Genomic DNA, 21,469 nt, shown 5'->3' with positions numbered 1-21,469 from the left:
GTGGTCTACATACCGCGCCAAATTTGTGGGATTGGCAGCGCGTTCGCCGGTTAGGTCTTGTCGACCTTTTTCAGCGTTGAGCGAACGTTTGGAAGTGTCAGCAGCGTATTCGGTATTTGCAGCAATTCCTTGAAGAAGCGGCTGACCAACGCTCCGCGGCTTGGCGTATAGGGTGATGAAATGAACGATTTCAGACCCCAGCCAATACCGCCAACATTTGGAAGGGCGCGGATAGCGGTTTCGTAACAGCGCCGAACCAGCGCGGAATCACTGTTCTTGAATGAATGCAGCAGGCCGCACCGCTCCATGTCACGCTTGAATTCTTTCGAGATGACCGAGGTTTCGCGTTTCGTGAAAGTCCAATTGATGTTGATGTTCTCGTCTTCCTTGGCAACCACCCGGTGGTACCAATGTGGCGGCAGATAGAGAAGATCGCCTTCCTCCAGATCGAATTTGTAGAACCGCTTGTTCCTCAGCAATCGCTCTTCGTCTTTCAGTAAAGAGAAGTTGGTGAACGGGTAGCACGGTAGCGGTGTTTCGGGCGAAACCAGTACCCATTCCTTACGGCCCTTCACCTGAACTGTGATGACATTCTCGGCGTTGGTATCGTAGTGGAACTCTGTCCGGTTGTTCCTGCTGTTGATCCAGAACCTCCAGGCAACGGAATCTTGCATTATCCGATCGGACGCGAGGATCTCCTTCAGGAAATCCGGCATCTCGAAATCTTGTTCGAGTACGGGGGAGCGGCTGACGAAAAAGACACCTCTGTCGCGGACCTTTGGCAGTGTATGGAGTTCTGCTCGTAATCGGCCGGATTGCCACCTTTCCCGCGCGGGCCAGTTTTTCGCTAGTCCCTTTATCAGCAGGGGCTGTTCCTTGTCGCAGTAGGCTTCAAGAAATTCGGCATAACCTGGTGCTGCGGTTACGGTGGCAATGGTGTGTGTGTTGTCGCCGCTCATAAAAGGTACCACGCATGTGAAGATTTGCGGGTTCAGGGGTGCTGGATTTAGCTGCGATTTTCCATGATGCTCCCTTTGGAGAAATCACGATAGGAGCAACCTGGAGCTTTATCAAGAAGCGCTATTCAAAGACGCAGAGCCACTGGAGGCGCGATCTTCGTTAAAAACGTAGCCAGGAAATGTTGTTTAGGAAGATGATACGGAACGTTACTGCTGCGAAAGACGCGTTCGCATCAAATGGCTGTCGATTTTTGAGGCGGTGCAGATTGTTGCAAGATCAAACGTGAATAAGATCAACCTGGACACTTAACAGTGTCCGTGCCTTCAGAAATGCAGCATTCGGGAGGATTAGGAAGAGGTGGTGATGGCTCCCCAGGCCGGGCCTAGGCGGTAAGTCGAACTGAGCCGTACTACGTCGAAACGTTTCGTGAAATCAATTGCTTGATGTGGGTCTCTTCCGATGCCTTTCGGTAGGCGGTGTACCTCGTTGTGTGTCCATGGTGTACCTCATCCTTGAGCACATTCGCGTACCCTGTGCAAGGGCCCTCATGGTTTTCGGGCCGAATGTTGCGCAGGCTGGTACAAGCACACCATCCAGATATCCGTGGTTGAAACAAAGGTTGTTGACTCCGGAGGGTATTCTCAGAAATTGTAAGGCATTGATCAGCCTTGGTTTCTTTGATGTCTTCGACGAACTTTGACCATCTTCAGTCTCTCAGCCCCGAGCTTCACCGGCTTGGTGTTCTGGCTGAGCGGTTCTTTGCGGAAGATGCCAACACCTCTCTCATCAAGAGTAGGCAGTTCGCGGAGTACATGGTGAAGGAGGTTGCGGCTCTCAGCGGCCACTACGATCCCACGTCGAAGGACGGCACCAACGAGATCCTGAGGCGCCTTGCAGCCAGCCAGGTGATCCCTCGGGAAGTCACTGATGTCTTTCACGCGGTGCGCAGGAAGGGCAACGAAGCAGTTCATGAGGTGGGCGGTTCTGCAGGTGAAGCCCTTGCAGCGCTGAAGTTCTGCCGGTCACTGGGCGTCTGGTATCGCAGGACCTACGGCAAGGACCCAGCCTTCAAGGCAGGGCCTTTCGTTCCTCCGCGCAGCCCGAAAGACATCGAGGACGAAGCATCGGCTGAGCTTGAAGTCCTCAGAAAACAGGTACGGGAGGCCGAAGCCACGGCGGCGGCAGCTCAGGCATCCGCTGAAGAACTCCAAAAGGCTCGGGAAGCCGCAGAGGAGCTTGCCCGTCAGGCAACGGAAGAGAGCACCATCTGGGAGCAATCAGCCGTTCAGCTGGAAGAGGACACGGTTGCTCTCAAGGAACAGCTGGAGGCCCTTCAGAAGCAGGCTGAGGAAGCACCTGAACAGGACAAGGTCCTCATCCAGAAGCTGGCCTTCGAGGCCGCTGGCAAGCTGGATCTGGACGAGAGGGACACCCGCCGCCTCATTGACGTGCAGCTCGCCGATATGGGCTGGGAGGCCGACACCGCCACTCTGCGCCACTCCAAGGGAACCAGACCTGAAGCTGGACGGAACCTGGCCATAGCGGAATGGCCCACCGAGACAGGACCGGTCGACTATGCGCTCTTCGCCGGGCTCACCTGTGTCGCTGTCGTCGAGGCGAAGCGAGAGTCTGTCGACGTACCGGGTGTGCTGACACAGACCGAACGCTACGCCAAAGGCATCTTGCTCGAACCTGAGAACCTCGTGGAAGGCGGCCCCTGGAAGCATGGGCTCGGTGAACCGTTCCGCGTCCCGTTCATCTTCGCGACCAACGGGCGTCCCTTCATCCGTCAGTTCAAGGTGAAATCCGGAATCTGGTATCTGGACACCCGCCGCCAGAGCAATCAGCCGCATCCGCTGCGCCAATGGTTCTCCCCCAAGGACCTCACCGACAAGCTGGAGACAGATGTCGACGCGGCTGCCCAAGGGTTGGCTGAGGAGAAGCTCGGCAAGGGCAAACTCAGACCCTATCAGGAAGACGCCATTGAGGCTGTCGAGAAGGCCATTGAAGACGGGTCCCGGGATGCTCTGGTGTCGATGGCAACGGGAACAGGCAAGACACGAACGGCCATCGCGCTGATGTATCGCCTTCTCAAGCACAAGAGGTTCCGCCGTATCCTGTTTCTGGTCGACAGGAAGGCGCTTGGCAAGCAAACAGCAGATGCCCTCGAGACGACAGAACTCGACGGCATGCTGAACTTCGCACAGATCTACAAGGTGGCCAGGCTCGACAAGAAGGTGCCGGAAAAGGACGATCAGGTGCAAGTGGCAACCGTTCAGTCACTGATCGCCCGCATCCTGAACGAGCCTGACGTTGCCCAGCGCCCGACGCCGGGAACCTTCGACTGCATCATCGTGGATGAGGCCCACAGGGGCTACACGCTCGATGCCGAGCTTCGTGAGAGTGACCTTGGTTTCCGGAACCTTGAGGACTACCAGTCTGCCTACAGACAGGTGCTCGACTACTTCGATGCGGTGAAGATCGCCCTGACCGCGACACCTGCGCTGCACACGCGGCAGATCTTCGGGCACCCGGTGTTCCACTATGGCTACCGGCAAGCCGTCGTCGAGGGTTTCCTGAACGATCACCTGCCGCCGAAGCGGATCACCACGGCGCTGGCCGAGGCTGGCATTCACTACAGCGGGGGCGAGGAGGTCGAGATCATCGACCGCAAGACCGGCGTCGTCGATCTCTTCGAACTGCCGGACGATGTCGAACTGGACTACGACCTCGCGACCTTCAACAAGCGGGTCTACTCCGAAGCCTTCAACGAAACGGTCTGCCGCGCCATAGCCGCCGAGATCCCGCCTGACAAGCCGGGCAAGACGCTGATCTTCGCCGCAAGGGACAGCCATGCGGACGATGTGGTCCGGCTCCTCGTGGAGGCTCTGCAGGACGAATACGGCGAGGACGCCGTGCCCTATGGCATGGTCCAGAAGATAACGGGATCGGTCGACAAGTACCAGGACCTGATCCTGAAGTTCAAGAACGACAGCTATCCGAAGTATGTCGTTACCGTCGACCTCCTGACCACCGGTGTCGACATTCCCTCGATCTGCAATCTGGTCTTCCTGCGCAGGGTGAGAAGCCGCATTCTCTATGACCAGATGATCGGGCGTGCAACCCGCCTTTGCCCGGAGATCGGCAAGGAGCACTTCCGGATCTTCGATGCGGTCGACCTCTACGCCGAACTTCAGGACATGTCCGACATGCGGCCCGTGGTGGTAAAGCCGGATGTCTCCCTCGGCCAGCTGGTGGCTGACCTCACCAATGCCACTGATGACGAGGACAAGAACTGGGTCGCCGGTCAGGTGATCGTGCGCATTCGGTCCCTTGCCGGTCACATGGATGACGAGACCCGCGAGAGCTTCGAGCACCACACCGGGCAGTCCCCCGAAGAGGCCGTGCAGACATTGGCGACGAGGACCGGGGCTGAGCTTCAGGAATGGCTGAAGGAGCATCCAAGGGCCGTCGAGCTGCTGGAACGCCGACCGGTCGGAAGCGGTAGCGACGGCATCGTGATCTCCCATCACGAAGACGAACTGCTTCGGATAGAGGAGATCTTTGGCGAAGGGACCAGGCCGGAGGACTACATCGAAGGCTTTGAGCGCTTCATCAAGGAGAACATGAACAAGGTGCCGGCGATGATCGCGGTCACGCAGCGGCCTCGTGACCTGACCCGCAAGGAACTCTCCGAGCTGGCGGCAGCTCTTGATGAAGAGAACTACTCGGAGTCCATGCTCAGGGCAGCCTACGGCAAGGCCCGTAACGCCGACATTGCGGCTCATATCATCGGCTTTGTCCGGCAGGCCGCCCTGGGGGACCCTCTGGTGCCCTACGAGAAGCGGGTGGAAGATGCCATCACCAGAATCGAAGGCTCCCGCGACTGGACACGCAAGCAGAAGGACTGGCTGCGCCGGATCGGTCGGGCGCTGAAGGACAAGCCGATCGCGGACCCGTCATTGCTTGATCAGGGGTCCTTTGCCGACAAAGGGGGCTACGACAAGATCGCCGAAGAGTTTGATGGAGACCTTGATGCTGTTCTGCAGGATTTGAATGCCGCGATCTGGGAAACACCCGCTGCCTGACACACGGGCAAGGAATCACGATAGAAGGCGCTAAGAACGCCCACGGGAAGGAACGAGTCCGCTCATGAACGCCAATGCCATCGTCCAGAAACTCTGGCGCCTCTGTGCGGTTCTCCGCAAGGACGGCATCACCTATCAGCAGTATGTGACCGAGCTGACCTACCTGCTGTTCCTGAAGATGATGGCCGAGCGCAAGCGGGAAGAGGGAACGATACCTGAAGGCTACCGATGGGGGGCTCTGGTGAAGGCCGAACCGCTCCAGAGACTGAGGGTCTACCGCGAAGCCCTCACCAGGCTGGGCGATCCGGAAGGCGGCCACCCGCGCACGGTGCAGTCGATCTTCGACAACGCCTCGACATTCATTCGGGAGCCACAGAACCTGTCAACGCTGGTGACCGCCATAGACGAGCTTCACTGGTTCTCCGAGGAGCGGGACCAGTTCGGTGATCTCTACGAGGGCCTCCTTCAGAAGAACGCGGAAGAGACCAAGCGAGGGGCGGGGCAGTACTTCACGCCGCGTGTCCTCATCGACGTTCTTGTGAAGCTGATGCAGCCGAAGCCGGGTGAGGTGATCCAGGACCCGGCGGCGGGAACGGGCGGCTTCCTGATCGCGGCTGACAAGGCCATGCGCAAGGCGACGGACGACTACTTCACGCTCGGGGAGAAGGAACAGGCCTTCCAGAAGCAACAGGCGTTCCACGGCATGGAGAACGTGCCGGGCACATTGAGGCTGCTTCTGATGAACCTCTACCTGCATGATCTCGACAGCGATCACGTCGATCTGGGCGACACCCTGTCGGACAAGGGCAAGACTCTGGGCAAGGCCGACCTGATCCTGACCAATCCTCCCTTCGGTCCTGCTGGCGGGGCTCCGACACGGGACGACCTGACGGTGACGGCCTCGGTCTCCTCCTATCAGCTTCCCTTCGTGGAGCACTGCATCCGTGCTCTGAAACCGGGCGGCCGGGCAGCCATTGTTGTGCCGGACAATGTGCTGTTCGAGGACGGGCGCGGCAAAGCTCTCCGCCAGATGATGATGAACTGGTGCGACCTTCACACCATCCTGCGGCTGCCCACCGGTATCTTCTATGCGCAGGGGGTGAAGACCAACGTCATCTTCCTGACAAGGGGCAGGACAGAGAGCGGCAACACGGACGAGGTCTGGGTCTATGACCTTCGCGCCCAGATGCCCAAGTTCGGCAAGACCAACCAGCTGACCGAAGACCACTTCAGGGACTTCGAGACGGCCTTCGGATCGGACCCTCACGGCAACGAGCGGGGTGAAGATCAGGGAGAGGAAGGCCGCTGGCGTTGCTTCACCCGCGAGGAGATCGAAGCCCGGGGAGACAATCTGGACATCTCCTGGCTGCGGGAGGCCGAGGAAGAGGCGGAAGAGGGGCTGAGCGAGCCGGAGGACATCGCTGCTGCCATTCTGGGGCACCTTCAGGCAGCGATGACGGAGATCGAGGCGCTGAGTGCGGAGCTGGAAGAGACAGCGCCTGCAGAGGCTCCGGAGGCAGCGGAATGAGCGAGCTGCCGAACGGGTGGGCTGAGGTCGAACTGGGTAGGTTGCTCGAACCGATCCAGACAGGAGACCCTCGCAAAACGCCCGACCAACACTTCCGCTACGTCGATATCGGCTCAATTGACAACAAAACGCAAAGCATCGCGGAGCCCAAAGAAATTTGCGGCGCTGATGCCCCTTCAAGAGCAAGGCGTTTCATCAAGGGTGGAGATGTCCTTTTTTCTACTGTCCGAACTTACCTCAAGAACATTGCCATGGTTCCAGATGAACTAGACGGTCAATTGACTTCGACCGGAATCGCCGTATTGAGGGCCTCCCAAGCTACTGAGCCTAGGTTCGTTTTCAACCTCGTTTGTAGCGACCAGTTCATCTCTGCAGTTAGTCTGAAACAAGACGGGACTATGTACCCCGCCATCAGTGACAAAGACCTACTGTCGCATACGATTGCTCTCCCGCCCCTGGCAGAACAGAAACGCATTGTCGCCAAGCTGGACGCCTTGAGCGCCAGATCCGCCCGCGCCCGCAAGGACCTCGCCCGCATCGACACCCTCGTCACCCGCTACAAACAGGCGGTGCTCTCCAAGGCGTTTTCCGGGGAGCTGACGAAGGATTGGCGAATACAGCACACAGCCGGCGAAGACTCACTGCAAGAAGTGGAAGCTGCGGAGCGACTGAAGCAGGGACGACTTAGAATCAGAGGGGCAAGCAAGGTTCTTGAGGGAATCGAACTGGAAAAGCTTCCAGTGGGTTGGAATTGGATACAGAATTACAGGCTGGCGAAAGATGCGTCGAACGCGATTTGTGCCGGTCCATTTGGTACTATATTCAAGGCAAAGGACTTTCGGTCGGAAGGAGTGCCTATCATCTTTCTCAGGCACGTTGGAGAAGGTGAATATCTGACGCACAAGCCCAACTTCATGGACCCTGAAGTATGGTCCAAGTTGCATCAGCAATACTCAGTACATGGCGGTGAGCTTCTTGTCACAAAGCTAGGAGACCCTCCGGGGACCGCTTGCATATATCCAAAGGGAATCGGAACTGCCATGGTTACGCCCGACGTCATGAAGATGAGCGTCGACGAGTGCGTGGCCTCTAAGCTGTATCTGATGAACTACTTCAACTCTCCAACCTGCAAAAAAATGATTGGGGAGTTAGCCTTCGGGCTCACGAGGCTGAGAGTAGACCTGGGCATGTTCAAGGGATTCCCTATTCCTCTAGCGCCGATCTCCGAACAGCAAGAAATCGTCCGGCGCATCGAGAGCGCCTTCCAGAAGATCGACCGGCTGGCCGCCGAGGCCAAGCGGGCACTGGAGCTGACGGACAAGCTGGACGAGGCCATCCTTGCCAAGGCCTTCCGGGGCGAGCTTGTGCCGCAGGACCCCAACGACGAACCCGCCAGCGTGCTTCTCGAACGCATCAAGGCTGAGCGGCAAGCTGCACCGAAGGCGAAACGCGGTCGGAAGAGGAAAAGCTAAGGCTATCGGGGGAACGCCATGTTGGATCTTGAGGAAACAAAAAAGGCTGTTCTGAGCGCCGCGCGGGAGGGGCGCTTCATCTCCTACAAGCAGGTGGCAGAGGCCAGCGGGGAAGATTGGATCAAGGTTCGGCGTCAAATGCCGCAGCACCTGAAGGACCTTATCAGCTTTGGTCATAGCCAAGGTTGGCCAGTGCTCAGTGCAATTGTGGTCAATCACGATAACCTGCAGACGGGACGTCTAGAGCCGGATTCGCTGAAAGGGTTCGTGAGCGCGGCCCGAGAGCTGGGCTATTCGATCGACGATGAGGAAGGCTTTCTCAGGGCGGAGCAGGACAAGGTTTTTGCCTGGGCTGCCTCGCACGAGGAGGGACCAGAATCCGCCGAAGATCACCATTCAAGCAAGGTCTTCTTCACCTATGTCTGGGGTGTGCCAGGCGATCCGGCTTGGCCGCTGACCTTTGCCAGTAAGGCCGCGCGAACCCATGCCAAGAGAGTGCTCTCAGCAGGCGATGTTGTTTTTACTGTCGGAACGAAATCCGAGCCGACGCCTGCAGAATCTCATGGCATGGTGCTGGGAGCCTATAAGGTCTCCGGCCTTGAAGTGAACACACAGGACTACGTTGATCGTGACGAGATCGATGAGGGCGTTGCTGACGCCATTTCGCGGTTTCCCTACGCCCTCCATCCAATTGAAGTGCAGGCCTTCGATCCCCCCTCTGATCTTTTCTCGGAACTTGTTGGACCCTTGACCCCCAACCATCATTTGCAGGCCCAAACGAAGGTCGTCGAGCTGGATGCGATTACCGCTGAACCATTGCTGCGTTTGAGAGGGCGGCAAGTAGCGGTTACCGAGCCAAGGTCTTTGCTTGGAAGGGGGCGTATCGCTCAACATGTGAGCAAATTGGCTCCCAAGCATGAGGGTGATTACACGGGAAGCTTTGGCGATCATGAGGTCTGGTACGTCTACGTGCTTGCCTTGAAAGACGCACGCGGAAAGTGCCTGGCGTATAAGGTCGGTTACTCCAATGAGACAAGTGCTCGTTTGAAAGCACACAACAAGCCGATGGCAACTGAAGTGACTGGCCTGGAGTGGCACATACTCGTTGACCAGCCGACCTCCTCAGAGGATGACGCAAGGACGGTTGAACAGCTTTTGCTGCAGAAGTTTTCTGCGCATCGGCTTCCTAGCAATGGAGAGATTGTATCCGGGGTCAAAGAGACCGCGCTACAAGCAGCACTCGCAACCGCGCTGCGCCAGAACTGAAGGCGATTTCGATGATCCCAGATTACCAGTCCCTGATGCTTCCCGTGCTTCGCTATGCAGCTGAGGGCGAACAGAGGGTGCCCGATCTTGCGGACAGGATCGCCAATGATCTTGGACTATCGGAGGAAGAGCGGGAGGAACTGCTCCCCAGCGGTCGTCAGCGGGTGCTGCACAACAGGGTCCACTGGGCGAAGTTCTACATGAGCAAGGCCGGTCTGATCGACAGCCCCGCTCGCGGCCGCTTCATTGCTTCCGAGGCTGGCAGGCGGTTTCTCGCGAGCAATCCGCAGCGGCTGGACACCCGGACACTCATGCAGATCCCCGAGTTTGTCGAGTTCTATGAGAGCAGCAAGCAGGGAAGCGGAGGTGGCGGTCAGGACGCTGCGGACCAAGGAGAAGCGGAGGGTAGTTCCGCCACGCCGGAAGAGCAGATCGAGCAGGCGTACCGGTCGCTCAATGCGGCCCTCAGGGCAGACCTTCTGGACCGCATCCGCGAGAACTCACCAGTCTTCTTCGAGAAGCTGATCGTCGACCTTCTGGTCGCCATGGGCTACGGCGGCTCTCACAAGAACGCGGCCGAACAGCTCGGACGATCCGGGGATGGCGGTGTCGACGGTGTCATCAACGAGGACCGGCTGGGGCTCGACAGGATCTATGTCCAGGCCAAGCGCTACGCCGAGGGGAACTCCATCGGTCGCACTGAGGTGCAGGGCTTCGTGGGCTCTCTGGTCGGGCTGGGAGCGACCAAGGGCGTCTTCGTGACCACCTCGGGCTTCTCAAGGGGAGCCGTGGAGTACTCTCACAACCTGCCCCAGAGGGTCATCCTGATCGACGGCAACAGGCTCGCCGACCTGATGATCGAACACGGCGTCGGCACCCGCTCACAACAGACCATCCAGATCCAGCGGCTGGACGAGGACTTCTTCACCGAGGACGGGTAGGGGGTCGGAATGTTTGCTGCAAATTTCCGAGCGGCCAATCAGAGTAGCGGCTTAGGCGGCTCCCCCCGGTGGGGGAGGTCGGTCAATAGTATCGCGACAGATGCACTTGAGGAGGTGAACCATGGCAAAAGAGGTGCTGGGATTGGCTCTCGACCCCGCCACAGAACAGCTTGATGCTGAAGTTGAAGAACTATTCGGTCAAGCAGTTGTCTATCGCTCGGAACCAGCGTTAGTCGCTCACGCTGCTTGTACAGTGGAAAACGCCACTCCCGTCGTGTGTGTGAAAACACTGTCTCATTACAATATCGCACACGAACTTTGCCATCTAAGGTATCGAGCGAAGGGATTCCCCTCTACGATCACTTTGGATACGGCCAGAGACACTTGGTTGGTCTCGCTTGTCTGCAGAGAACTGCTTTCGATTATCGAGCACGTTCTAATCTATCCCGAACTATTGGAACTTGGATTTGACCCTCATGCAGATGTCAACTCTTCAGTGCGAAACTCGCCGATCGGGCAGACAGGTCCGTTTCCGGTTGATGTAGAATCGGCACAATTGGTCACTGTTTACGTACGTGTGCTGCTTGAAAGCTCAGATGAAGAATTGAAGACACATATCAGGAAAAGATATAAGGCTCACGCTCGACGGGAAATGCTGAAGGCTAGAAAGCTTATCAATATCATCCAGAAAGCAGATCTTGCAAATCTGCGGTCATTCGTTCGTACAGTGCACCTCTCAATTCAGTCGCTCGGCGTTCGCAATACTGAATATGCTTTGCTGTATGACTTTCCAGAGCACAACGTAGTGCCCGCTGAGCGAGTTTCTTGACGCTATAGCGCCTCGCGCAGTCGCAAATTCTATAACTTCTGAGACTGACTCTTGACACGTCTCTTTTCGTGTCTCATAAGTGTCTTCTCGTTTCATCTTAGGAGTTTTGAGAATGGCGCTGGTGGGGTATGCCCGTGTGTCCACCCTTGGACAGTCCCTGGACGTCCAGAAGGAGAAGCTTGAAGCGGCTGGTGTCGACAAGCTCTTTGAGGAGAAGAGGTCCGGTGTCGATGCAAACCGTGAGGAACTCAAGCGATGCCTTGAGTACCTGCGTGAAGGGGACACGATGGTGATCTCCCGGATCGACCGGCTGGCCCGTAGTGCCGAGGATCTCCTCAGGATCGTCCGAGAACTTGAAGGCAAAGGGGTTACTCTCAAGGTGCTCGATCAGTCCATCGATACAAGAGACGCCGCTGGGAAAGCCTTTCTGGGCATGTTGGGGGTATTCGCCGAGTTCGAGAGCAACATCCGCACGGAACGCCAGATGGACGGCATTGCAAAGGCGAAGGCCAAGGGCACCAAGTTCGGTCGCAAGCCTGCACTCACCCCTGATGTGATCGCCTCGATCAGGACGATGCGTGAGAAGGATGACTTCACCGTACCCCAGATCATGTCGAAGACGGGTCTATCGAAGGCGACCGTCTATAGGGCACTTGCCACCCAGAAATGACTCTCAGGAGCCCTGAGGAGTCCACTGAGGGGCGTTTGAGGGATGACTGGTAGGATGCCACCAGAAAGGCCCCAGAAGGCCCTCAGCGACTCTTATTTTGGGCTCTGTTGTAGGAGGTGTTCCGCTGAAGGGCTCCTGCGGTCGGCACGAGGGGGAAAGAGCAAGGTCCCCTAATTAGTTGCACAAGAGACAACTTGCATGTTGTTGGGGGCTCTCAAGTGGCTGGACTGAAGGTTCAGGCTGTCTCCCTTACCTCTTTGAATGGGGGGTAAGGGGGCAACTCAGTGGCGACCTGAAGGGGAATGCCCCTCAGGTTACACCTTAGGTGCCTCCCATAGTGGTACCTAAGAAGTTGCTCTGGTGACACCTGCAGGTAAGGGGACACCTGCTCAGGAGCAGTCCCCTCAACCAAGGTTTCTCTCTCTGATCATGTCCGTTGGCATTTGGTCGCCAGGCCACCGGAGGCTGCCAACTTGAAGGGGCCACCAAGGGTCGACAAAGGGGCAATCTTCAGATGGATCCGAAAAGTTGCGTCACAGACAACTTGTATGTTGTTGGGGGCACTGCGGTGGCTGGACTGAAGACCAGACACTCCCTCCTTATCCTCAGTCCATGGGGGGTAAGGGGGGCAACTACAGTGGCTCCCTGAAGGTATTTCCCCTGAGGGGAACCCATAGGGTCCACTATGGTGGCACCTTAGGGGCACCTGAAGAACCAATCAGGTGGATCTAAGGCTGACCATACCCTTCCTATGGTGACACTGCCGGGGAATGGTTCCTCCTGGTGGAGGAGATCATCATTTCAAGGGGCACCTGCAAGGACATCCATGGTGGACCCGATGCGATCTCTAGGTGTCACCGAGGGAAAGGGGACACCTGCTCACAAGCAGTCCCCTTCAACCATGGTGGGCAACTCGGGTGGACGGAAGGCGTCTGTCGATCAGCTGAGGGTGGGCTTGCGGTTCGACGACAGGCGGCTTCGACGAGAACCTGATCGGCATAAGAGGGCTGCCGCCGGGAGGTAGCCTTTGTTAGAGCCGCCAGGAAGATAGTCATCAATTGTTTTGTTGCAAAAATACAACAATAGGGTGCCGCAATCTGTTCTCTTGTCGAGGCCAGGTTCTCAACCAGTTTGATCGGCGATGGACTGTTTCAGCTTATCTGCTTCCTCATAGGCAGCAAGGAGTGCACGTCTCGCGGCGACAAGGCGGGTGGGCTCGTCATCGTACACTTCTTCGCTGCCTCCTCCTTGCGTATGTCCCAGCAGAATACGCCGCTCGTCTCTCGGTACACCTGCTCGAAGGGTCAGCGTCTTGATGCGGTGTCTCAGCGAGTGCGTCGTCACCTTCCGATCATCGATGCAAGCCCTCACATGCTTTCCCAGAGCCGCCGAGGCGGAATCACCGCCGCCTTCTCGTCCGTACGCTGGAAACACCATTTCCCCGCTGCTCAGTGAGAGAGCTTCTCTGGCTGCGTCGATGGCATCACCTACCAATGGCACCAAGCGGTGCGAAGCCTCGGTCTTGATTCTCCGGTTCTCATGCCATTCGACACGGATATGAGGTATCGTGTCCTGCAGCGCGATATCTGTTCGACGAAGCCCGGTTATCTCACTGATGCGACATCCCGTTGCTTCGAGCAGGCGCCAGATCAACTTCAGGTCATCCCTCGCCATGCTCAGGACGCGGGCTCGAACCACTTCCAACTGAGGTTCGGAAAAGGGTTTCCGCTTGTTGAGCTTGAGGTCCGGCTTGTCAGCCTTCTCGACAGACAGCCGCATGAAGGGATTCTTGGCAGGAGCGATTTCAAACTCAGTGTTCGCGTGGTTGATCATCGCTCGGACAACGTTCAAATACCGCTGGACGGAGGCGGCGGACCTGCCATCAAGCATGTGATCTCTCACTTCGCGAGCTTGCTGACGGGTGATGTTTGAAAGAGGGGTCAAGGCGGGCAGGACCTCGGTCATCAATCTGAAGACCCGCTCCAACTGAGCGATCCGCTTTTTGTTCTCACCAACGACGTCCTTCAAGTACTGTTTGCGGGCGTCTTCAAGAGTTGGTTTGGGTGGTTTCGCTTTTGCGCCACCAGCGAGTATCCGCAAGAGTTCCGAATCCTCCGGCGAGACATCGATGGGGTAGCCCTCGTCATCCCTCCTGTATCGCCTTTCAATCGTATCAATCATCGCGTCGCGAGCGATACCTCTTGGATCTGCTTCGGTGTCCCACTCGACAGCTTTGGGGTCAAAGCCCCACTCAGCGACCGTGGTCTGAGCTTCCTTGTAACGCTCTAAAGGAGTGGAAGGGGTCGCGCTGTGCAGTCCCCTTTCTGCAGTCAAGATGTCCAGTTCGACCTTGGCGTGGACCCTTGGGTAGGCCCTGATTGCAGCAGATTCGCTGTTCCCAAGCGGGATAACGAACTCGGTTTTCTGGAGAGTGTCCCGGAGATGCTTTGCGACTTTGCGGCGATATCGCCAAGCGGACTTGCCGCGTTTCTGGAGATATTTCACGTCAATCAACATGCCGTTGTACCTCTAGGTGTACCGCGCGGTGTACCTTTGAGGAAACGGAAGCCCTTGAAAGCTAATGATTTTCGGAAGTTAGGAGGTGGTGATGGCTCCCCAGGCCGGACTCGAACCAGCGACCCAGCGATTAACAGTCGCTTGCTCTACCAACTGAGCTACTGGGGATCACCACGCTCGGGGCCAGCGCGCTGCCGCCCCGTCGATGGAGATGCGTATATCAAAGGCTTGATCCGTTTGCCAAGCCCCCGAGGGCGTTTTTTTCATCAAGCCGTCATTTTTTTGATCTCGGTGTGGAAAACTCGATATATTTCAGATGGCTAGGCGTTCTGTCGAGCTTGGAAAACCCTACGTTTCGCGACGATTGGAACACCCCGGGCAGACTAAATCGGCTGTGCCTTTTTCTGACTTTGGCGCAAGAAGGCGTCCGTGTTGAATGCCTGGCCGATTTTCAAGGTTAGTCGTCAGCGACTTTCTGCTGCTTGTGTCGGCCTCAAGATACGTTTAGGAAGAAACCGACGGTTCCGGAAAAGGCCTTGCCTGATCCGGATGAAACGGGAATCCGGTGCGGTCTTTTTCAAGTCCAGATCCGGAGCTGCCCCCGCAACTGTGAGCGGTGAGTGGCTGTACGAAAACCACTGGCGTCCTGATGGGGCCGGGAAGGGGTACAGACCGCGCTGAGCCGCAAGCCAGGAGACCGGCCGTCACATTGTCAACCCTATGGCGCTGTCGGGCGGACGGCTGGGAGAAGGAATGACGCATTCAAACGGCGAGAGGACGACGCTGGTCCTCGGCGGCGCCCGCTCCGGAAAAAGCCGGTTCGCGGAAAAGCTTGTCCATGAAACCGGTCTGCAAAAAATCTATATCGCGACTGGTGCTGCCCACGACGATGAAATGGCCAGCCGGATCGCCGCTCATAAAGATCAACGCGGCCCGTCCTGGATCACCGTGGAAGAACAGCTCGAACTTGCAGCGGTGCTTGAAAACGAATGCAGGCAAGACCGGGTGGTTCTTGTTGACTGCCTGACCCTGTGGCTGTCGAACCTGCTGTTTGCAGACAAGGACATCCCCGCCGAAACGGCACGGCTTTGCGCGGTTCTGAAGGGTCTTCAGGGGCCGTGCGTTTTCGTTTCCAACGAAGTTGGTATGGGGATCGTGCCGGAGAACCGTCTGTCGAGGTCGTTCCGCGATGTGCAGGGACGACTGAACCAGGATATGGCGCATAGGTGCCAACAGGTCGTCTTCGTTGCTGCGGGCCTGCCGATACTTTTGAAACCCACATCACAACCGGATATCAAATTATGACCACTTCATCCCTGCAGCCGGGCGCAAAAATTCCGGCAACGATCGTCACTGGGTTTCTCGGAGCAGGCAAGACTACGCTGATCCGCAATTTGCTTACCAACGCCAATGGCAAACGCATTGCCCTCATTGTCAATGAGTTTGGGGACATGGGCTTCGACGGTTCCCTGGTAAATGGATGCGCTGATCCCGATTGCGCCGCGGAAGAGGTGGTTGAGCTTACCAATGGCTGCATATGTTGCACCGTTGCCGACGATTTCCTGCCAACCATGGAAATGCTGCTCGCGCGGGACAATCCGCCGGAGCATATTGTTATCGAAACCTCTGGCCTGGCTCTGCCGCAGCCGCTCGTTCGGGCCTTCTCCTGGCCGAGCGTCAAGCCGAAGGTAACGGTAGATGGTGTTGTAACAGTGCTGGATGCTGCAGCACTCGCCGAAGGCCGGATCGCACTTGATGAAGATGCACTTGCCGCGCAGCGTGCCGCCGACGAGGCTCTTGATCATGACAGTCCTGTTGAAGAACTCTTTCACGACCAGTTGCGTTGCGCAGATCTCGTTGTTCTGAACAAGGCTGATCTCGTCTCCGAAGACGCTTTGAAGCAGGTGCATGAGAAGATCGCCGCCGATGTTCGTCCGGCGGTTCACGTGGTGACATCCGAAAAAGGCACGCTTCCGATTGAAGTTCTGCTCGGCAGGGGCTCTGCTGCCGAGGACGATATGGCTGATCGGCACGAGCATCATCACCATCATGATGATCACGACCACGACCATGACCACGATGATGATCATGATCATCACCATGACGACCATCATCACGATCATCACCATCACGATGATTTTGAAAGTCACGTGCTGGCTGTCTCATCTTTCGCCAGCCTGAAAGATGCAGAGGCAAAGGTTCTGGAAGCCATGGCGCAAAAAGGCGTCCTGCGCATCAAGGGGGCTGTAAAAATCGAGGGCAAGGCAGCACCTGCAATGGTTCAAGCTGTCGGACCGCGTGTCGAAACCTGGTTCGCCGCCGGCGCTGAGAGCAGCGGCAGATTGGTCGTGATCGGTTTGAAGGGCCTCGACCTGACTGCGGTTCGTGGCCTGCTGGGTGAATTGACGGCTGCTGCCTGACACGCTGGATAGAAGCTGGAAATAAAGACCAAGCATGCACATTCTCGCCAGCCAGACGCGCCGGATCGATGACGGTGGGGACGCGGTCGATCTCGGCCAGTCTCCAGCCGACATTCTGTTCCTGTCCGCTGCAGACACCGAACTGGGAAGCTTTGCCGCTGCGCAATCACGGCTTGGAACAGGCCGGGCAGGCCTGCGGCTCGCCAATCTCATGGCCTTGTCGCATCCCTATTCGGTCGATCTTTATGCCGAACAGACCGTCCGTGGGTCTCGGCTGATCGTTCTGCGAATTCTGGGTGGAGTGGAGTACTGGCGCTACGGCCTGGAAAGGTTTGAAGAAGAAGTCCGCGCGAATGGCATCGATCTGATTGTCATTCCGGGCGACGACAAGTGGGACGAAGAACTGACGTCTCGCTCCACCCGATCACCAGCTGAAGTGCATCGCTTCTGGCGATATTGTGTGGAAGGCGGCGCGGAGAATTACGCCAATGCCTTGAGATATGCAGCGCACCTGATCGGAAAGGGAGAAGAGCCCGCGCATCCGGTGCCCCTTCCTCGCGCGGGTATCTATCTTGCTGGCAAGGCCGCCCCCGATATAGCGCAACTGAAGGCCGCGTGGCGGGATCCTGAAAGACCTGTTGCAGCGATCACTTTCTACCGCGCTCTGGTGCAAGGTGCCCAAACCGCACCACTGGATGCGTTGATCGCTGCTCTCGACAAAGCCGGCGTAAATGCATTGCCGATCTATGTTTCCAGCCTGAAGGAAGCGGAATCCGTCGCCGTTCTGGAAAGCCTGTTCGATGAGGCACCGCCTGATGTCGTGTTGAACGGTACTGCCTTCGCCGTCTCGAAGGCCGGAGCAGCCCATCAGCCGACACCGCTCGATCGACCCGGCAAACCTGTGCTGCAGGTCGTCTTTTCGTCTTCCTCCAAAGAGGGCTGGGAAGACAGCGATCAGGGCTTGTCGATACGTGACCTCGCCATGCATGTCGTCTTGCCGGAAATTGACGGCCGGATCTTGACCCGTGCTGTCTCCTTCAAGGAAGAAGGGGTCTTCGATGAGGCCACCCAGTCGACGCCGGTTGCCTTTACGCCTGTTCCGGATCGGATCATGTTTACCGCGGCGCTTGCGGCCGCCTGGGGGAAACTTGGCCGGAAACCGACTGCAGCCAAGAAGTCAGCCCTTATCCTGGCAAACTATCCGAACCGGGACGGGCGTCTTGCCAACGGCGTAGGGCTCGACACGCCTGCGTCATGCGTTCATTTGCTCAAGGCCATGGCCGCCGCGGGCTATGACGCCGGCAAGGTTCCAGCAAGCTCCGTCGATCTGATGGAAATCCTGACTTCGGGCGTAACCAATGCCCTGGAAGGCCGATCAGGCAAGGACGAATATCAGGCCTTGTCGCTTCAGGACTACGAGCGCTCCTTCGACAAGTTGCCCGACGTTGTTCGGTCAGCAGTTGTTGATCGTTGGGGAGCACCGTCGGACGATCCTCATGTAACGGATGGCCATTTCCGCCTGGCCCTGCACCGGTTCGGCAATCAGGTGGTCGGTATTCAGCCGGCGCGTGGCTACAACATCGATCCGAAGGAAACCTACCACGATCCGGCATTGGTACCGCCGCACCACTATTTTGCCTTCTACATCTGCCTGCGGGAACAATTCGCTGTCGATGCCGTCATTCACCTCGGCAAACACGGCAATCTGGAATGGCTGCCCGGCAAGGCACTGGCCCTGGCTGAAAGCTGTTTCCCGGAAGCTGTTCTGGGGGCAATTCCGAACATCTACCCGTTCATCGTCAATGATCCTGGCGAGGGGGCGCAGGCCAAGCGACGGACCTCGGCCGTGATCGTCGATCACCTGACACCGCCTTTGGCCCGGGCGGAGAGCCATGGCGTCGCCGAAGAGCTGGAGACGCTGCTTGATGAGTATTATCTGGCGAGCGGCGTTGACCCGCGCCGCCTTAAGGCATTGACGCGGGACATCCTGGACACCGCTGCGCGGCATGGTCTGGACAAGGATATCGGTATTACCGAGACCATGGACGAGGAAACCCGCCTTGCGCGCCTCGACGCTCACTTGTGCGACCTGAAGGAACTGCAGATCAGGGACGGGCTGCATATTCTTGGCGAAAGTCCCGAAGGCGATCTTCTGATGGATCTGCTGGTTGCGTTGGCAAGGGTGCCGCGCGGCAACAGACCGGAACAGCAGAGCCTGCAAAGGGCCATCTCTTCGGACCTCGGTTTTGAAGGATTTGATCCACTGGATTGCGATTTCGCTGCCTCCTGGCAGCAGGGTCGACCGGAGCACCTCGCACATGTTCTGGAGGCTCCCTGGAGATCGCAAGGCGATACGGTCGAACGTATCGAGCTTCTTGCCCGCGAAATCGTTGCGGGTAATCGCGGAGTGCCTGAGGCGTGGCAATCGACCCGTGCTGTTCTGGATGATCTAAACCAGGTTCTGCGACCGGCGGTAACCGGCTCCGGACACGCTGAAACAAGCGCAGTGCTGACGGCATTGGAAGGTGGGTTCGTTGCCCCCGGGCCGTCCGGCGCGCCTTCGCGTGGGCGTCCGGATGTGCTGCCCACTGGCCGGAACTTCTACTCCGTCGATGTACGTGCGGTGCCGACCGAAACCGCATGGCGGCTCGGCTGGCAATCCGCATCTCTCGTTGCAGAACGGTACTTCCAGGAAGAAGGCGAATGGCCGAAATCGCTGGTCCTGACATGTTGGGGTACTGCCAACATGCGAACCGGAGGTGACGACATTGCCCAGGCGCTGGCGCTTATAGGGGCGCGTCCGGTGTGGGAGCAGGGTTCGGGCCGTGTCACCGGGTTCGAAATTCTGAAGCTTTCAGAGCTTGGACGACCGCGTGTCGACGTTACCTTGCGGGTTTCCGGGTTTTTCCGCGATGCCTTCCCGCATCAAATGGATCTTTTTGACAGCGCCGCCCGTGCGGTCGGTGCGCTTGAAGAACCGGACGAAGCCAATCCGATTGCCGCACGAATGCGATCGGAAAGTGCACGGCTTCAGGCTGAAGGGCTGGACAAGAACGAAGCCGAACGCAGGGCCGGGTTCCGTGTCTTTGGCTCAAAACCGGGTGCCTATGGTGCTGGTCTGCAGGCGCTGATCGACGAGAAGCTTTGGGAGGAACGTTCGGATTTTGCCGATGCCTTTCTGACATGGGGTGGTTACGCCTACGGTGGCGGTGCGGACGGCTCCGTCGCCAGGCACGATCTCGAAACGAGGCTGAAAACCGTGGACGCAGTCCTGCACAATCAGGACAACCGCGAACACGATCTTTTGGACAGTGACGACTATTATCAGTTCGAGGGCGGACTGGCAGCGACTGTCGAAGCACTGAAAGGCGAAGCACCGACGGTCTACCACAACGACCATTCGCGGCCTGAGCGTCCGGTGGTCCGCACCCTTTCGGAAGAGATCGGCCGCGTGGTGCGCGCTCGTGCGGCAAATCCGAAGTGGATCGCAGGTGTCATGCGGCATGGCTACAAGGGCGCGTTCGAGATGGTTGCGACGCTCGACTATCTGTTCGCGTTTGCCGCGACCACCCGTGCCGTGGGAGATCACCATTTTGATCAGCTGTATGACGCCTACGTGGATAACCAAGCCGTTCTGGATTTCCTCAAGGACGCCAACCCGGCGGGTCTCAACGAAATGCTGGACCGCTTTCATGAAGCAATTGAACGCGGCCTCTGGACGCCGCGGCGCAATTCGACCCATGCTGCGCTGAATGATTTGAAAACAAGACTGGAAGGGACGGACGCATCGTGACCGCCGACAAGGACAAGCCGGAACTGACCGAAGAAGAACTCAATGCCCGCCATGCCGAGAAGATGCGCAAGAAAAAGGCCGCACGTGACAAGATCATGGCGACCAAGACCATCGAAAAGGGCTTGCTGATCGTCCACACGGGCAAGGGCAAAGGCAAGTCGACAGCCGGTTTCGGGATGGTGTTCCGTTCTCTCGGTCACGGCCACAAGGTGGGCGTGGTGCAATTCGTAAAGGGGCGGATCGAAACCGGTGAGCGCATGGCTCTGGAACGGTTCTCCGATCTCGTCACGATCAAACGGATGGGTGAGGGGTTCACGTGGGAAACACAGGACCGGCAGCGGGATATCGATGCGGCGAACGAAGCCTGGCAAGCCGCCAAGGACATGATCACGTCTGGTGAATACCGCCTGATCCTGTGTGACGAGCTCAACATCGTTCTGCGCTACGATTATCTGGACATCGCCGAAGTGGTCGATTTCCTGAAGAACGAAAAACCGGACGATGTGCATGTCGTCATCACGGGGCGCAATGCCAAGGACGAGCTGATCGACATTGCAGATCTTGTCACCGACATGACCCAGATAAAACACCCCTTCCGGTCTGGTGTGAAACCACAGGAAGGCATCGAGTTTTAAACCCGGGCACTTGGATCACGAAACCCAGAGGTAATCAAAGGGGATCGAGGATGAGCAAGCTATTCGACCACAGTCTTCGCACGGCCTCGCAGGCGCATGTGGAAACGGTCCGGAAATACGAACTGTACCGAACCGTTGTCGAATTTCTGGCTGCATTGACGTTTCTTGTCGGCAGCGTCTTCTTTTTCTACGACAGCCTGATGTATGCAGGAACATGGTTGTTCGTGATCGGATCCGTTCTCTTTGCCGTTCGGCCGACGGTTCGCTTGATGCTGGAATTGCGGCTCGCCAATCTTCCGGTGCCAAGCGAATTTCGGCCATATGGCGCAGCACCATTCGGCAAAGATTGA

Annotated in this window: 14 protein-coding genes, 1 tRNA gene and 1 riboswitch; of the genes, 12 read left to right on the top strand and 3 right to left on the bottom strand. The window is 57.6% G+C overall.

From position 1 onward, the window contains the following. Positions 1 to 50: 50 nt before the first annotated feature. Complete coding sequence (locus Q666_RS57365; protein ID WP_022998777.1) at positions 51 to 959, bottom strand: cupin-like domain-containing protein; 909 nt, start codon at positions 957 to 959, stop codon at positions 51 to 53. 681 nt (positions 960 to 1,640) lie between these two features. Between Q666_RS57365 and hsdR the strand changes: the two genes are divergently transcribed. The 7 genes from hsdR to Q666_RS57335 all read left to right on the top strand — a co-directional run bounded on the left by hsdR (position 1,641) and on the right by Q666_RS57335 (position 11,754). Further along, positions 1,641 to 5,048 carry a type I restriction-modification system endonuclease gene (gene hsdR / locus Q666_RS57360; protein ID WP_022998776.1) on the top strand — a complete coding sequence of 1,136 codons (3,408 nt, stop codon included), beginning with the start codon at positions 1,641 to 1,643 and terminating at the stop codon, positions 5,046 to 5,048. 64 nt (positions 5,049 to 5,112) lie between these two features. Continuing rightward, on the top strand, positions 5,113 to 6,576 hold the full coding sequence (locus tag Q666_RS57355; RefSeq protein WP_022998775.1) for an N-6 DNA methylase: 1,464 nt from the start codon (positions 5,113 to 5,115) through the stop codon (positions 6,574 to 6,576). Further along, positions 6,573 to 8,048, top strand: a complete 1,476-nt coding sequence (locus Q666_RS57350; protein ID WP_022998774.1) for a restriction endonuclease subunit S — start codon at positions 6,573 to 6,575, stop codon at positions 8,046 to 8,048. Before Q666_RS57355 ends, Q666_RS57350 begins: the two co-directional genes overlap by 4 nt. 18 nt (positions 8,049 to 8,066) lie before the next feature. Next, a complete protein-coding gene (locus Q666_RS65160) occupies positions 8,067 to 9,314 on the top strand; it encodes a GIY-YIG nuclease family protein (protein ID WP_022998773.1) in 1,248 nt (415 codons plus the stop codon). 11 nt (positions 9,315 to 9,325) lie between these two features. After that, entirely contained in the window at positions 9,326 to 10,255 is a 930-nt protein-coding gene (locus Q666_RS57345; RefSeq protein ID WP_022998772.1) for a restriction endonuclease, read from the top strand. Between the two features lie 121 nt (positions 10,256 to 10,376). Beyond that, complete coding sequence (locus tag Q666_RS57340) at positions 10,377 to 11,084, top strand: hypothetical protein (protein WP_022998771.1); 708 nt, start codon at positions 10,377 to 10,379, stop codon at positions 11,082 to 11,084. A 112-nt stretch (positions 11,085 to 11,196) separates the two neighbouring features. Beyond that, a complete protein-coding gene (locus Q666_RS57335; RefSeq protein ID WP_022998770.1) occupies positions 11,197 to 11,754 on the top strand; it encodes a recombinase family protein in 558 nt (185 codons plus the stop codon). 1,122 nt (positions 11,755 to 12,876) lie between these two features. Here the strand turns inward: Q666_RS57335 and Q666_RS57330 are convergent. Both Q666_RS57330 and Q666_RS57325 read right to left on the bottom strand, forming a co-directional pair. Beyond that, positions 12,877 to 14,271 (bottom strand): site-specific integrase, encoded by a 1,395-nt coding sequence (locus Q666_RS57330; RefSeq protein ID WP_081713350.1) that lies wholly within the window; start codon positions 14,269 to 14,271, stop codon positions 12,877 to 12,879. A 92-nt stretch (positions 14,272 to 14,363) separates the two neighbouring features. Next, positions 14,364 to 14,439 (bottom strand) — tRNA-Asn (locus tag Q666_RS57325). A gap of 334 nt (positions 14,440 to 14,773) precedes the next feature. Next, a riboswitch (cobalamin riboswitch) is annotated at positions 14,774 to 14,992 on the top strand. A 32-nt stretch (positions 14,993 to 15,024) separates the two neighbouring features. Between Q666_RS57325 and cobU the strand changes: the two genes are divergently transcribed. Genes cobU through Q666_RS57305 form a run of 5 tightly spaced genes read left to right on the top strand, consistent with a single transcriptional unit; the run spans position 15,025 to position 21,469 of the window. Further along, on the top strand, positions 15,025 to 15,576 hold the full coding sequence (gene cobU, locus Q666_RS57320) for a bifunctional adenosylcobinamide kinase/adenosylcobinamide-phosphate guanylyltransferase (protein WP_031268561.1): 552 nt from the start codon (positions 15,025 to 15,027) through the stop codon (positions 15,574 to 15,576). Beyond that, positions 15,573 to 16,691, top strand: a complete 1,119-nt coding sequence (gene cobW, locus Q666_RS0133920; protein WP_031268560.1) for a cobalamin biosynthesis protein CobW — start codon at positions 15,573 to 15,575, stop codon at positions 16,689 to 16,691. Before cobU ends, cobW begins: the two co-directional genes overlap by 4 nt. 34 nt (positions 16,692 to 16,725) lie before the next feature. After that, entirely contained in the window at positions 16,726 to 20,484 is a 3,759-nt protein-coding gene (gene cobN, locus Q666_RS57315) for a cobaltochelatase subunit CobN (protein ID WP_022998765.1), read from the top strand. Then, the gene (gene cobO / locus Q666_RS57310) at positions 20,481 to 21,119 is read left to right on the top strand and encodes a cob(I)yrinic acid a,c-diamide adenosyltransferase (protein WP_022998764.1); all 639 of its coding nucleotides are present in this window, start codon (positions 20,481 to 20,483) and stop codon (positions 21,117 to 21,119) included. The genes cobN and cobO overlap by 4 nt, the downstream gene beginning before the upstream one ends. Positions 21,120 to 21,169: 50 nt before the next feature. Further along, positions 21,170 to 21,469, top strand: coding sequence for a YrhK family protein (locus Q666_RS57305; protein ID WP_022998763.1), 300 nt, complete (start codon positions 21,170 to 21,172; stop codon positions 21,467 to 21,469).

The sequence above is a fragment of the Labrenzia sp. C1B70 genome (genome assembly GCF_000475395.1).
Classification (GTDB): domain Bacteria; phylum Pseudomonadota; class Alphaproteobacteria; order Rhizobiales; family Stappiaceae; genus Roseibium; species Roseibium algicola.
Note: the sequence above shows the minus strand (reverse complement) of the source record. Positions and strands in the feature narration are given on the sequence as shown.